14 protein-coding genes are annotated in these 14,389 nt (G+C 44.3%); 2 read left to right on the top strand and 12 right to left on the bottom strand.

What is annotated here, in order from left to right; genetic code table 11:
* Window positions 1-30 precede the first annotated feature (30 nt).
* From groL to HPS57_RS00480, 5 genes are all read right to left on the bottom strand, one after another.
* The gene (gene groL / locus HPS57_RS00500) at window positions 31-1,662 is read right to left on the bottom strand and encodes a chaperonin GroEL (RefSeq protein ID WP_172179188.1); all 1,632 of its coding nucleotides are present in this window, start codon (window positions 1,660-1,662) and stop codon (window positions 31-33) included.
* A gap of 35 nt (window positions 1,663-1,697) precedes the next feature.
* Window positions 1,698-1,970 (bottom strand): co-chaperone GroES, encoded by a 273-nt coding sequence (locus tag HPS57_RS00495; RefSeq protein ID WP_135938800.1) that lies wholly within the window; start codon window positions 1,968-1,970, stop codon window positions 1,698-1,700.
* Window positions 1,971-1,998: 28 nt separating this feature from the next.
* Window positions 1,999-2,604: a DNA alkylation repair protein gene (locus HPS57_RS00490; RefSeq protein ID WP_172179187.1), complete on the bottom strand. Its 606-nt coding sequence runs from the start codon at window positions 2,602-2,604 to the stop codon at window positions 1,999-2,001.
* A 205-nt stretch (window positions 2,605-2,809) separates the two neighbouring features.
* A complete protein-coding gene (locus HPS57_RS00485; protein WP_172179186.1) occupies window positions 2,810-4,786 on the bottom strand; it encodes a dipeptidyl-peptidase 3 family protein in 1,977 nt (658 codons plus the stop codon).
* Entirely contained in the window at window positions 4,783-5,256 is a 474-nt protein-coding gene (locus tag HPS57_RS00480) for a helix-turn-helix domain-containing protein (protein ID WP_172179185.1), read from the bottom strand. Before HPS57_RS00480 ends, HPS57_RS00485 begins: the two co-directional genes overlap by 4 nt.
* A gap of 208 nt (window positions 5,257-5,464) precedes the next feature.
* On the opposite strand from HPS57_RS00480, the gene feoB reads away from it, so the two are divergent.
* Together feoB and HPS57_RS00470 are read left to right on the top strand one after the other, a co-directional pair.
* Entirely contained in the window at window positions 5,465-7,858 is a 2,394-nt protein-coding gene (gene feoB / locus HPS57_RS00475) for a ferrous iron transport protein B (RefSeq protein WP_172179184.1), read from the top strand.
* 19 nt (window positions 7,859-7,877) lie between these two features.
* Window positions 7,878-8,039: a FeoB-associated Cys-rich membrane protein gene (locus HPS57_RS00470; RefSeq protein ID WP_172179183.1), complete on the top strand. Its 162-nt coding sequence runs from the start codon at window positions 7,878-7,880 to the stop codon at window positions 8,037-8,039.
* Window positions 8,040-8,049: 10 nt separating this feature from the next.
* Here the strand turns inward: HPS57_RS00470 and HPS57_RS00465 are convergent, their stop codons facing one another.
* From HPS57_RS00465 to yihA, 7 genes are read right to left on the bottom strand one after another with little or no spacing between them, the layout of a single operon-like run.
* Window positions 8,050-8,697, bottom strand: coding sequence for an HAD family hydrolase (locus tag HPS57_RS00465; protein WP_172179182.1), 648 nt, complete (start codon window positions 8,695-8,697; stop codon window positions 8,050-8,052).
* Between the two features lie 3 nt (window positions 8,698-8,700).
* Window positions 8,701-9,315, bottom strand: coding sequence for a trimeric intracellular cation channel family protein (locus HPS57_RS00460; protein WP_369811413.1), 615 nt, complete (start codon window positions 9,313-9,315; stop codon window positions 8,701-8,703).
* Window positions 9,316-9,331: 16 nt separating this feature from the next.
* Window positions 9,332-9,703, bottom strand: coding sequence for a hypothetical protein (locus HPS57_RS00455; RefSeq protein WP_172179181.1), 372 nt, complete (start codon window positions 9,701-9,703; stop codon window positions 9,332-9,334).
* Between the two features lie 10 nt (window positions 9,704-9,713).
* Window positions 9,714-11,249 carry a PIN domain-containing protein gene (locus HPS57_RS00450; RefSeq protein ID WP_172179180.1) on the bottom strand — a complete coding sequence of 512 codons (1,536 nt, stop codon included), beginning with the start codon at window positions 11,247-11,249 and terminating at the stop codon, window positions 9,714-9,716.
* A 28-nt stretch (window positions 11,250-11,277) separates the two neighbouring features.
* Window positions 11,278-11,922: an HAD family hydrolase gene (locus tag HPS57_RS00445; protein WP_172179179.1), complete on the bottom strand. Its 645-nt coding sequence runs from the start codon at window positions 11,920-11,922 to the stop codon at window positions 11,278-11,280.
* A 37-nt stretch (window positions 11,923-11,959) separates the two neighbouring features.
* On the bottom strand, window positions 11,960-13,780 hold the full coding sequence (gene abc-f, locus HPS57_RS00440) for a ribosomal protection-like ABC-F family protein (RefSeq protein WP_172179178.1): 1,821 nt from the start codon (window positions 13,778-13,780) through the stop codon (window positions 11,960-11,962).
* Entirely contained in the window at window positions 13,773-14,378 is a 606-nt protein-coding gene (gene yihA / locus HPS57_RS00435) for a ribosome biogenesis GTP-binding protein YihA/YsxC (RefSeq protein WP_172179177.1), read from the bottom strand. The genes abc-f and yihA overlap by 8 nt, the downstream gene beginning before the upstream one ends.
* Between the last annotated feature and the right edge of the window lie 11 nt (window positions 14,379-14,389).

Genomic DNA, 14,389 nt, shown 5'->3' with positions numbered 1-14,389 from the left:
GTAAACTAATTCTATATTGTATTATGGCAATTACATCATGCCCATTCCCGGTGCGCCACCCATTGGAGGCATTGGTGCTTCAGGTGCAGGAGCATCACAGATGCAAGCCTCTGTTGTCAAGAATATGCCGGCAATGGATGCAGCGTTCTCAAGAGCGACACGACTAACCTTTGCCGGGTCAATGATACCAGCCTTGCGAAGATCCTCATATTCTCCTGTGCGAGCATTGTAACCAAAGTCACCTTCACCCTCAGCAACCTTATTGACAACGACAGCGCCCTCAATACCAGCGTTGAAGCATATCTGACGCAATGGCTCCTCAACGGCACGCTCAACGATACGGATACCAGTCTCCTCGTCCTGATTGTCTCCCTTCAAGCCTTTCAGAGCTTCAAGTGCACGGATATATGTTGTTCCGCCACCGGCAACAACACCCTCCTCTATCGCTGCACGAGTAGCGCAGAGAGCATCATCAACACGATCCTTCTTCTCCTTCATCTCCACTTCAGAGTTTGCACCTACATAAAGCACAGCTACACCGCCGGCGAGTTTTGCAAGACGCTCCTGAAGTTTTTCCTTGTCGTAAGAAGATGTTGTAGAATTAATCTCATTCTTTATCTGGTTCACACGATCCTTTATCATCTGTGACTCACCGTGTCCGTTGACTATCGTTGTGTTGTCCTTGCCAACAACAACCTTGTCACAAGAACCAAGCATCTCTATTGTAGCCTGCTCGAGTTTCAAGCCCTTCTCTTCAGAGATTACAACACCACCTGTCAGTGTTGCGATGTCCTCAAGCATAGCCTTACGACGGTCACCGAAGCCTGGAGCCTTAACAGCACAAATCTTCAGGCCACCGCGGAGACGGTTGACAACAAGTGTGGTAAGAGCCTCAGAGTCAACATCCTCTGCTATAACGAGAAGTGGACGTCCACTCTCTGCTGCAGGCTGAAGGATTGGCAGGAACTCCTTGATGTTTGAAATCTTCTTGTCATAGAGAAGAATGTATGGGTTCTCGTACTGGCACTCCATTTTCTCTGTATCAGTTACGAAATAGCCGGACAAGTATCCACGGTCGAACTGCATACCCTCAACAACACCAATGTATGTCTCGCGAGACTTTGATTCCTCAATTGTGATGACACCATCCTTGCTTACTTTGCGGAAAGCCTCTGCAAGAAGTTTGCCGATTTCAGGGTCATTATTGGCTGACACAGTAGCAACCTGCTCAATCTTTTCATAATTGTCGTCAACCTTTTCTGCATTTTTTGCAATGTGCTCCACAACAGCCTTGACAGCCTTGTCAATACCGCGCTTGAGATCCATAGGGTTTGCACCTGCAGTGACATTCTTAAGTCCCTCGTTAACAATAGACTGTGTAAGGATTGTTGCAGTTGTTGTTCCGTCGCCGGCATCATCACCTGTCTTTGAAGCAACACTCTTAACGAGCTGTGCACCTGTGTTTTCAAACTTGTCTTCAAGTTCAATCTCTTTAGCGACAGTAACACCGTCCTTTGTTATCTGAGGTGCACCAAACTTCTTTTCTATGACAACATTGCGTCCCTTAGGACCAAGAGTCACTTTCACAGCATTTGCAAGCTGGTCAACGCCACGCTTCAAAAGTTCGCGAGCGTCACTATTGAATTTAATATCCTTTGCCATTTTTCTTCTCTTTTGTTAGTTCACTTATAATTCTATTATGCTAAAACTGCCAGTACATCAGACTGACGCATGATGAGATACTTCTCGCCCTCCAACTCAACCTCTGTTCCGGCATACTTTCCATAAAGCACATTGTCACCGGCTTTGAGAATCATCTCCTCATCCTTTGTGCCGTTTCCTACTGCGACAACAGTTCCCTGGATAGGTTTCTCCTTACTTGCAGTGTCAGGAATAATGATACCGCCGATTTTTTCTTCTGCCGCCATTGGTTGTACCAATACGCGGTCTGCTAATGGTTTAATTGTCATAATTCTGTTATTTTTGATTTGTAATGTTCTATTGAATTGATTTACATAAAGCATGCCAATACGGACTGTCTGCCAATTTGTCACACGTGTCAAGTTTCAGGAAGCAATTATAGGCAGCATGCCTGACAGATATACCATCATCTTTCAATGCAAGGCTAATTTGGTCCATCAGTTCTTCAAGTCCCCGTGCGTCAGGGATTTTCCCCTCGGAGAACAAACGTGAAAGGATGTTGTAGCCAAGTATTTGGTGCATGACATCGCTCTGTGCAATCAGTTTGTATGCCATTTCAGGAGCATACTCCACTTTCGAGAACAATAGTGTTGCCGCCATCTCCGCTATTTCCTGCGATTTTATGTCATCCACCCATATACCGGCGATGTCAGGAGTGAACTCTTCTACCGGCATAAGCAGGAGAGCCATAATTTTTGATTCACGGACATTGTCCTTCCATAACTCTAATGCTACATGGAAATCAGGCTCATAGTCTTTTGCCAAATCCTTGATGTGCATAAGTGACACACCCCAATTAATACGGTAGCTTGCACCACTGTTACGCATGTTCTCGGAAACCACACCGTCCATAAGTGACCGAAAACGCGAACGAATATCCCTTGCTGTCTCGTGACTGTCCATAACTTATATTTTATTCATAACAACTTGAAAATCAGAGCATAATTCCGCAACAAACAAAAGGTAACACTTTATCCTCCAAAAGGTTACCTTTTGGCATGCCAAAGGTAACACTTTGTACAATGAAATGTAACCTTTTGCCAAACAGTTGTTGGCGCTTCTGCAAAACACAGAAAACACATTGCTTGCGAATATGGTTTGCAATGTCTCATGCAGAGTATTCTTTTGAATAGCGCATCATCTGCTCTGAGTAAGATTCTGTATAGTTGGCAACTACGTCTGTGACATTTCCGTCTGCATCAAAGACCTCTGTCAGTACCGGATTGATGAAGCCCTTGTATGGAGCAATCCCAAGTTTCTCGTAACGGCTCTTTATCTCCTTATGCGTCTTTTGATTAATTTTCACGCCATAAGCCTCAACGAGGTCACGTGCTGCGTCATGGTCGCCTTCGCTTTTTATGCGCTGAACCTCAGCAAGAAGTTCTCCGAAAAGCGTGCGGAGCGCAGGATAATCATTGATACGCATATATGTCTTTCCATCCACCTCATACAATTCAACACAAGGCTTTTGTGACATTTCTTTCTCACATGCACATTTTGCCTTTGCATAAACCCAATTGGCAATAATGGCACGGTTACGCATGTGAGCCTCTTGGATGTCCTCGCCAATAGGAATGCGAACGCATTGTGTCAGCAGACCGTTAAGCATGTATGTGTAATACTGTGCTTTATAAGCCTCTTCATTAGGCAGCAGCCCAAGTTCTACGAGTTTCGGGTCTGCCATATAATACAGCCCGAAAAGGTCCGCACGTGCCTCCTCGATTGTCGATGCATAGGATTTCAGCATGTCAAGCGAAACTCCCGGTGCCATTTGTCCCGAACCATGACCAAGGCACTCATGCAAGTCAGTATGCAAATCGTCCGTTATATATCCGTATTTTCCTATGAGTTGCAGAGTATCCGCTTCATCAATGTATTCCTCCCTGAAGCCACTGTGCTTGGAAGCGCTATCGTAAGCAGCAGTTATGTTTGATATTGTGATTGACTTCGAGCCATGCTTTGCCCTTATCCAATCGGCATTAGGAAGGTTTATGCCTATTGCTGTAGCCGGATATTCGTCACCGCCAAGCATGGCACAGCATACAACGTTTGCCGTAACACCTGTGACAACAGGCTTCTTGAAACGGCTGTCAACAGGAGAGTTGTCCTCAAACCACTGAGCATTTTCAGCCAATATCTCTGTGCGATGCGTCGCTTCAAGATCCTTATAGTGCACGATGCCTTCCCACGAACCTTTCAATCCGATGGGGTCGCCATAGACTTCGATGAAGCCATTGATAAAATCAACTCGCGGAGAGGTCTGCCCTACCCACTTTATTGAATACTCATCAAATTCCTTCAGGTCACCGCTTCTATAATAGGAAACCAATGAAGCAATCACTTCCTTCTGGGATTCATCCTCCGCAAATTCCATTGCTTTTTCCAGCCAGAATACGATTTTCTCGATGTATGCGGAGTATTTTCCACCTATTTTGTATGTCTCTTCTGTTATGTTCGTGCCGTCTTTCACAAGGCGTGAGTTCAGTCCGAAAGACGGCAGCTCATCCTTCGATGCCTCAGGATGGCTCTCTGCCCACTCTTTCTTCTTGTTCTCGTAGAATGAAACAGCCTCTTCTTGCGTGACACCGTCATAGAAATTGCATGCAGACGTTGCGACGAGGTCTTCACCTTGGCGTTGGTTGACACGCTGTGGCATAACTTCTGAATCGAACATTACCGGAAGAAGCTCCGCTATAAGGTCATCCACAGTCTGCCCTTTTTTCAAAGGAAGGTTCTCCTTAGGGCATGACAGGAGAGCCTGAATGAAATCCTGTTTCGTAAAATCCGGTAAGAATTTCTGACAGCTGTAGTGATGATGTATACCACTTGAGAACCATACTCTTTTCAAGTATTCAGAGTCAGGGAAACATATTTCAAGTATTTTCCTTATCTTCAGGTTGTAACTTCCATGTTGGTCGAAAGTTATGTCCCTACCCCATAATGTAGCCTGCGACAAGCAATACACCAAACGCTTCTGACTAATGGTGAGAGTTTCAAAGTCTTTCAGTTTGTATCTTAATAGTTGAATATCAGCAAAACGTTCCATAATATGTAATAATAATAATCCTTGTTTGTAAGATGTCATTCAAAAGCAATGCCGCCAAAAGGAGTGGTAGCCTTTAACTCTTCGCGCTGCTTCTCCTCCTCTTCGCGTTTCTTTTCCAATTCATTGGCAAGCCATTCCTTAGGCTTCATTCCAACAAACTTGTTGAAGGCGTTGTAAAAACTTTGACGTGTGGAGAAACCGGCAGAATAAGATATGTCCTCCATGGTCAGAGTACTGTCTGGTGCAAGCATGATTTGCTTTGCCTCATCCACACGCAGTTTGTTGACAAGTTCTGAGAAATTGCATCCGTAGTGCAGCCTTATCGCAGCACTTAGGTATCGCGTGTTGGTGCCAATATTCTTCGCCAGCTGCGCAGCCGTGAAATTGACATTCCGATAACGTCGCCCGGCAAAAACATACTTCTGTACACCGTTTTTTATTTCCATGAGTTTCTGACGGCTTATACGTGCGCTATACTGTTTCTCTTCCGGCATATCAAAATCAATCATATCCGTATAATATTAAATCCACCAATCAAATGTATTCATCTTTCTGCAAAGTTACAAATTTATCGTTATAACTCCAAATCTTCCCAAATTGATGTAAACATTTTTCACATTTCATACCTAATAGTTGGTATTTGTTGTTTGTGACAGTGTAAAACATTTGATTATCTCATAAATAATAATTAATTTTGCATTCAAAATTATAAAGAACATGAGATTATCAGAGCTACATACAGGTGAAAAAGGAGTCATTGTGAAAGTGCTTGGCCATGGAGGTTTCCGCAAGCGTATTGTTGAGATGGGCTTCGTAACAGGAAAGGAAATAACAGTGTTGCTTAATGCTCCGCTGCAAGACCCTGTCAAATATCTCATCATGGGATATGAAGTTTCCATGCGCAGGGACGAGGCTGACATGATTGAGGTCGTCTCATCGCAGGACATACAGAAGGTGCAGAATCAGCAAGAGGTGCAAGACTTGTTGCTTGACTGTGGCAAAGAAGAAGCCATGTATGAAATGGCAAAGAAGAAACGCCACCATATAGACGTTGCACTTGTAGGAAATCCGAACTGTGGCAAGACTTCATTGTTCAACTATGTGTCAGGCGCGCATGAGCGTGTCGGCAATTATTCCGGTGTAACCGTTGACGCCAAGGAAGGCATCGCTTATTTTGAGGACTATGAGTTCCACATCGTCGACTTGCCCGGAACCTATTCCCTGTCAGCATATAGTCCGGAAGAACTCTATGTGAGAAAGCAGATTGTAAACCACACTCCTGATGTAATACTTAATGTTCTCGATGCATCAAACCTTGAGAGGAACCTTTACCTTACGACACAACTGATTGATATGCACTTGCGTATGGTGTGCGCTCTCAACATGTTTGACGAGGCTGAGAAACGTGGCGACAGCATTGACCACAAAAGTTTGGGAAACCTTCTCGCAATACCTATGGTGCCGACTGTGTTCAAGAGTGGCAGAGGTGTGCAAGAACTATTCCATACGATAATTGAAATTTATGAAGGGAAGATAAAAGAGGGGCATATACATATCAATCATGGGAAATATATAGAAAAAGGTATCGAGGATGTACGTGACTTGCTATATACGGATGAAGGTGTGAAACGTCGCTACTCCACTCGTTTCGTGGCAATAAAACTCCTTGAAGGTGACAGCCAGATAGAAGAATATGCACGAACCCTCCCTCATGCAGAAGAGATATTCGCAGTAAGAGACAATGCTGCCAAGGAGATAGAACAGGAGCTGAAAACGGATGCAGAGACTGCCATAATGGATGCTAAATATGGTTTTATCAATGGCGCACTGCAAGAAACGGAATATGGCATTGGGGCAAAACAGGACACATACGAGGTGACACATCTGATTGACCATGTCATCACACACAAATATCTTGGTTTCCCACTGTTCTTTGCCGTTATCTTCCTCATGTTTGAAATGACATTTACCATTGGGCAATACCCTGCCGACTGGATAGAAGAAGCTGTGGCATGGTTCGGAAACTATGTAAGTACATACATGCCGGATGGTCCGCTGAAGGACATGACTGTAGATGGCATTATTGGTGGTGTTGGTTCTGTGATAGTATTCCTGCCACAGATTCTCATCTTGTACACTTTCATCTCATTTATGGAAGACTCCGGCTATATGGCACGTGCTGCCTTTATCATGGACAAGCCTATGCACAAAATGGGATTGCATGGAAAATCGTTTATTCCTTTGATTATGGGATTTGGATGCAATGTCCCTGCAATAATGGCTACGCGCACGGTGGAGAGCAGACGGTCGCGTTTGATAACCATGCTTATAATGCCGTTCGTGTCATGTTCAGCGCGCCTGCCTATATATATAATGATTGTAGGTGCATTCTTTGCAGTCGAATATCAAGCCTTTATACTTATCTGCATATATGCGACAGGCATACTAACGGCAATAGTGGCAAGCCGTATACTCTCACGTTTTCTTGTAAAGGGAGAAGACACACCTTTCGTAATGGAACTGCCACCGTATCGTTTCCCTACGGCAAAAGCAATCCTGCGCCATACATGGGAAAAAGGCAAGCAGTATCTGAAGAAGATGGGTGGCATCATTCTTGTAGCATCCATCATAGTATGGGCTCTCGGCTATTTCCCACGGACACCTGAAGGCACTCCGTTGTCACAGCATCAGGAGCAGAGTTATATAGGCAGGATAGGCAAAGCCATAGAACCTGTATTTTATGCACAGGGATTCAACTGGAAACTTGATGTGGGACTGGTTGCCGGTGTCGGTGCAAAAGAGATTGTAGCTTCCACAATAGGAGTGCTATATTCCGGAGACAGTTCGTTTGGTGACGATGAGGAAGTCGTTAGCGGAGATACAAAGTACAATGTCCTTCGTCAAAAAATGGAGGCTGAAGGTATAACAGCATTGAGTGCAGTTGCCTTTCTGTTGTTTGTACTGCTATACTTCCCTTGTACAGCTGCCATAATAGCAATAAAGAACGAATCCGGCTCATGGTGGTGGGCGGTGTTTGCAATAGTATATACCACTGCTGTGGCATGGATAGTTTCTGCCTTAGTATACCGGATTGGATTGCTTATATTGTAAGTTGGTTTAATAAAAACGTATGGAAATGATACAATATATTATCGTTGGCATTATAATTCTCCTTGCCATTATCTTTGTGGCAAGGAGAATATATTATTCTTTCAAGAACCCGACAGAATGCAATGGAGGATGTGCCGGTTGCAAGCTCTATGACCATTGCAACAAACAAAAGGTGGATTGATGAAATAGCCCTACTTCACCATTGTTGTGATGTCAGCAGGAACTGCGGCAAAGTTTTCTGCGCCATTGGCAAGCAAGAATTCTTTGTCGCGAAATCCCCAAAGGACAGAGATGCAAGGTATCCCTGAGTTTTTTGCTGTCATAATATCCACATCAGAATCTCCTATGTATATCGTATTTTCAGCAGTGCAACCTAACTCTTTCATTGCGATGTGCACCATGTCAGGAGCAGGCTTTCTCCGTACATTCGGACGTTCACCAATGGCTATGGCAATTGTATCTTTGAAGAACTTTTCATGAAGTTCTGACACGCCTTCTTGTATTTTATTGCTGACGACTGCCATTCGGAAACCTTTCTTGTGCAACTCTTGCAATGTGTCCGCAATGCCCGGATAAAGGTCTGTATGATCTTGGCAATGTATCATGTAATACTCCTTGAACTTGGCAAAAACCTCTTCAAACCGAGGGTTCTCCTCACCATCGGGAACAGCACGGATTATCAGTTTTCTCACTCCATTACCTACAAACTGGCGGATTTCATCTATTGTCCTCTCAGGCATGCCGAAAGCCCGCAATGCGAAATTCGTTGCATCTGCCAAGTCTTCCAATGTGTTCATGAGAGTTCCGTCAAGATCCCATATAATATTGTTATACTTCATTTTTTAGTCTTCATTTAATATTGGCAATTGCCAATGGTACGTTATTGCACCAACACGCATTACGATTACAGAGACGGCGCATGCTATCTGTGCTGTGATGATTGACAGTCCAAACAGAAGTACTGCGGTATAGACTATTCCACCAACAACACATGCGAGGGCATATATATCCCTGCGGAATATAAGTGGCTCCTCATTGATTAGAATATCACGAATCACCCCTCCTGCCGCACCGGTCATAACACCCATTATATTTGCCGTCCAGAAAGAGAAGCCGGCATCCATGGTTTTCTGGAATCCAACGACAGTGAACAGTGCCAAGCCGATGGAATCGAAAAGAAACATTGTTGTTCCAATCTTGTTGATGAACTTGTGAAACGGAATATAAAGGAGGATTGCGAAGCCTGTGATGGCGAGATATACCCACTGTGTCATCCAAAACGGATTCATACCCAGCATAATATCTCTCAAAGTGCCACCACCACAGGCTGTTGCCATGCCAACGATAAATGCACCGAAGAGATCGAAGTTCTTTTCTGATGCAAGACGTATTCCACTTATCGCAAAGGCGAAAGTTCCTATATAATCTATTATGTTGACAAATGTAAGTTCCATCATGATTGCCGTTGTGGAATTATTCTTTATTGGAGTTTTCCCATTCTTCCCATTCACGCAGAGCCTCTTGCCAATCAGTCTGTTCACCATTGTCAACAGCCTGCTCCATAACCATAGTAGCATCACGTTCACGGTCTCTTTGACGCTTCGCTTTCATGTCTGCGATGGTTGCATCATCAAGAATGCGGATAGCACCTCGTTGGATGGCTGCCTGTAATTCCTCATAGCCGAATGCTTTTCCCGGTTCATTGAAATCAGAAATATTAAACTCAAAGTTTGTCCGCAACTGATGTCGTATGAGTTTCTGCTGGAAACGAGTTCCGGAACATTTCTTTCTAAGAAGCATTCCGATAATGTCTATCTCATGTTGAGAATATTTATTACGTCCCATATCTATGTTATTAATCGTTTGTTTTCTGCTCCTGTGCATTTGCAGATTCCTGACTTAGGGCTTTCGGTTTGCGTCCGCCACGCCGTCCATTACGGTGTTTTGTCTTCTTTTCCTGCTGTTCCTCTGTATGCTGTGGGATTTCTGCTTGTGACACCGGTGCAGCTGTGTCTGTCTTTGGTGTCTCAGCCTGAGTCTGCACCGGTTCTGCTTTCTTCTGTTGCTTTGCTGATTCTTTCTTCTGTTCCTGAGCATTATTTTGTTTCTGCCTCTGACTTTGGTTGGCATTCACACGGTTTTTCTGATCATTACCATGTTTCTGTTTATTTCCCTGTTTGTCAGAATGACGGTCGCCAGGACGGAATCCGTCAATCCACAGTTCCAACGGAGTTACAACAGACTTGTGCATTTGCTGTGGCACATCTTCCATCCACTGCTTTCCGGCTGCCATCTGCAGGAAATGATACTGGCGGGTATAGGCATCAAGAATCTTCAGATCATCAAATGTCATTACCATCGGACGAAGCGGTGCATAAACGCTATCCCAAGTCTCGTCATCTATCCCATTGGTTCTCTGAAGGTCATCGCACATCCCCATGGAGCGGATTGCAACAGATGCATCATTCGTAAGGAGCAGAACTCTCTTTCCTTGGGCGAAAAGTTCTACACAGCGACGGATTATCGCAGGGTCGGCAAAAGCACTGTGGTGGCTCTCGGCCCCTATGCCTTCTATACGCAGACGGTTCTCACGCTGTTGCGAAAGTATCAGACGCTTGGCAAGTCGTGCTGCAATATTCCGGCAGACAGCCTCGTCTTTCATATCTGCATCTACTGCAGGAGGTTCCATTTGTGTGGCAAAACGGTCGATTTCCTCATACGTTTCAGACATCATGGAGAAGCGCGCACCACGGAATTTTGAAAGTCTTGAGATGAATTCCAACTGTCTCTCAAACTGCAGACGCGCATTAAACCGCGGGTCAGAGTGGGAAGAGGTGTGTCCTGTAAGGAGTTCTATCCAAATATTCGTGTCAGATAGAACGACATCATAGTTCAGTACAAGGGCGAGGGTTCCTTCTATCCAACGGAAACGTTTTGCAGCCTCTTCCGCGGTTAGTTGCTGTATCTGCTGGTCATTCAAGAGCAGCTGACGCTGTGGGGCATTGACAAGATCCACAATGTCCTTTATAAGCAATGTAGGACATGGTGGTACTGGTTTTGGTTCTTGTTTCTTTTCTGTCTGATTATTAGAAACCTGTTCCTCCTTTTTGGCGGTAGTTGCTACATCTGCTGTCTCTACAGATGGTTCAGGAAGCACTTCCTCTGCCTTTGCTTCTTCTTGCGCCACTTCCGCTTTCTTGGTGTTCTTTCTGCGAACCGTGCGTTTTGGCTTTACCTCTGTAGTGGCGATTTCTTCTGCAGAAGTGTCTTCCTGCTCTTTTATCGTTTTCTTACGTGAAGTGCGTTTGGCAGAAGTCTTCTTTTCTTCTTCCTGCAATTTCGGTTGTTCTGAGACCGTAGTCTCAACATTTTCTACTTTCTTTTTTGCCATAAGTTGATTGAATGGTTAATAAAGTAGATTATTCGTTAATCAAGGCCGCAACTCTATCATATGTCAGTCCTTCAAAATCATCAATGACATAGTTGCACTTGTCCTGAATCTGAGCACGGCTATTGTTTGTTGCCAATCCTATTGTATATATTCCGGCAGACATACCTGCCTGCAATCCTGTAAAGGCGTCTTCAAATACGACACATTCCTCCTTTTTACAATCAAATACGGATGCACCTTTCAGATAGCAATCCGGATTAGGTTTTGACGCAGCGAAATCCTCAGACGTGAGGATACGGTCAAAAAGGGTGCGGAATTCAGGAACCTTATCGGCAACAACCTCCATCTTCTTTATGTTGGAACTGGTAACTATGGCACAACGCACTCCATGACTTTTAATATCATGGACAAAGTCAAGTGCACCAGGAATGAAGACATAGTCCATCTGCTTCTCCCACTCATCAAGCGCCAAAGTTATCTCTTCCTGCCACTTCTTGTCTGGAAAGTAACGCTCAAAGATCTGTATAAGCGTTGTGCCTTTGATAATCTGTTCAAGATTAGGGACGTCAGGGCGATATTTCGCCGCCATCTTTCCCCAAAACACAGTGTACTGTCCCTCAGTGTCCATAAGAGTACCATCGAGGTCGAATAATGCTACTTTAAATGTATTCATAACCCGTTAACGGATTTTCATTTTAATAATTTGTTTTTTATAGAAGCTCGCTCAGTTCAAGCCAACGAAGTTCTTTCATGTCCAATTCCTCGCTAACTATCGGGAATCTTTTCGACATTTCTGTGATTTCCTCTACACTTGCCGTTCCGGAGGACAATGCACGTTCTATGTCTTTTTTCTCTTCTGTGAGCTGTTCTATATCTTGTTCCAATTGTTCAAACTCACGTTTTTCCTTGAACGACATACGCCGTTTGTTTTCTCCGCCATCACGCCGGCTGCCGGTTTGTTTAGAGACTGTCTGTTGAACCGCAGAGTCTGAACGCGCCGCAGATTGTGAGGACACAGATTCTTTCGGCAATAGCTTTTGATATTCACGGTATTGTGTATAATTACCGGGGAAATCCTGTATCTCACCATTACCATGGAAAACAAGCAAATGGTCGACAATTTTATCTGTGAAATAACGGTCGTGGGAAACCACTATTACGCATCCCGGAAAATCCTGTAAATATTCCTCAAGAACCTGCAGCGTCTTAATGTCAAGGTCATTAGTAGGTTCGTCAAGAACAAGGAAATTCGGATTCTTCATCAATACCGTGCATAAGTACAGTTTTCTCTTTTCTCCTCCGGAAAGTTTATATACATAATTATATTGCTGTTCAGGAGTAAACAAGAAATACTGTAAGAATTGTGATGCAGTAAGATGGCGTCCTTGCCCCAAGTCTATGTAATCGGCAATCTCACGGATGACATCAATAACTTTCTGGTCTTCACGGAATTTCAAACCTTCCTGTGAGAAATAGCCGAAACGCACAGTCTCACCAATATCAAAGCGTCCGGAATCAGGCTTCTCAAGTCCAAGGAGCATCTTTATGAAGGTTGACTTTCCTGCACCATTGCTACCAACAATGCCCATTTTCTCAAAACGGGTGAAATTGTAGTAGAAGTCCTTCATGATCACAAGTGGCCCACTGCCTTCACGTTCCCATGACTTACTGATGTACTGACACTCAAAGATTTTAGAGCCTATATATACAGTGGAGGCCTTCAAACGTATTTGCCGTTCTTCCATACGCCGCTTGGCTATGGCTTCCAATTCATAGAAAGCGTCTTCACGGTAACGCGCCTTATGCCCACGTGCTTGTGGCTGACGGCGCATCCACTCCAATTCACGGCGGTACAGATTGTTTGCGCGTTGAATCTCGGCACGCTGATTGTCTATACGCTCCTGACGCTTTTCAAGATAATATTGATAATTACCACGATAAGTGTACATAGCCCCACCGTCAAGTTCAAGTATGACAGAGCATACACGGTCAAGGAAAAATCTATCGTGGGTGACCATAAGAATGGTCTTGTTGCCACGGGAAAGGAAACCTTCAAGCCACTCTATCATTTCAAGATCAAGGTGGTTTGTCGGTTCATCCAATATAAGGAAATCCGGGTCTGTCATCAATACGGCAGCAAGAGCGACACGCTTCTGCTGTCCGCCGGACAATTGTCCCATGGGCTGATTCAAATCACGGATTTTGAGTTGTGTAAGAATCTGCTTTGCATTGAGATGTTGTTCATGTTCTGTCTGCCCTGCCGTGCAGGTCTCCAGCACAGATGCTTCAGGATTGAAATCCGGAGTCTGACAAAGGAAACCTGTCTTTATGTCATTACGATAAATAATTGAGCCGGTGTCAGCCCCCTCAATACCCATAAGCATTGAGAGAAGAGTAGATTTGCCCGTGCCATTCTGAGCAATAAGACCTACATGTTGTCCTTCGGCGATAGAGAAACTGATATTGCAGAACAGCACTCTCTCGCCGAAGGATTTGGTCAGATTCTGTACATCAAGAACAGGATTAGCCATTTGCCAATTCGTTATTGATTGATTCAATATAGTCAAGAACCTCATCTCTGCCAATGGCTTTTTCGGACGAGGTTATAAAGTACGGAGGTAATTCCTCCCAGCGGTCACGCAATTTCTCCATCCATGCATTGGCTGCTGCACGAGCCTTTACAATTCCAAGTTTGTCTGCCTTTGTGAATATTATGGCAAAAGGAATGTTCGATTCTCCGAGCCAGTCGATGAACTCACGGTCTATCAGTTGTGGGTCATGACGGACATCGATAAGCACAAAAGTACACACTAACTGCTGCCGCTGGAGGATATATCCGGCTATCATCTGCTCAAGTTTCTGCTTAACAGTTTTCGAGCGTTTTGCGAAACCATAACCGGGAAGGTCAACAAGATACCACTCCTTGTTTATAATGAAGTGGTTTATCATCAGTGTCTTTCCCGGTGTGGCAGAGGTCTTGGCAAGTCCTCGATGCTTGCAAAGCATATTGATTAGCGAGGACTTGCCGACATTACTCCTACCGATGAATGCGAACTCGTTCTTTGTATCATTCGGACATTGTCCGACAGTTGGAGAAGATATTGAATATTCTGCTGTCTTTATTATCATCTGTATATTCT

It is taken from the genome of Palleniella intestinalis (genome assembly GCF_013166595.1).
GTDB lineage: Bacteria > Bacteroidota > Bacteroidia > Bacteroidales > Bacteroidaceae > Prevotella > Prevotella intestinalis.
This window is presented reverse-complemented; position numbering and strand designations above follow the sequence as displayed.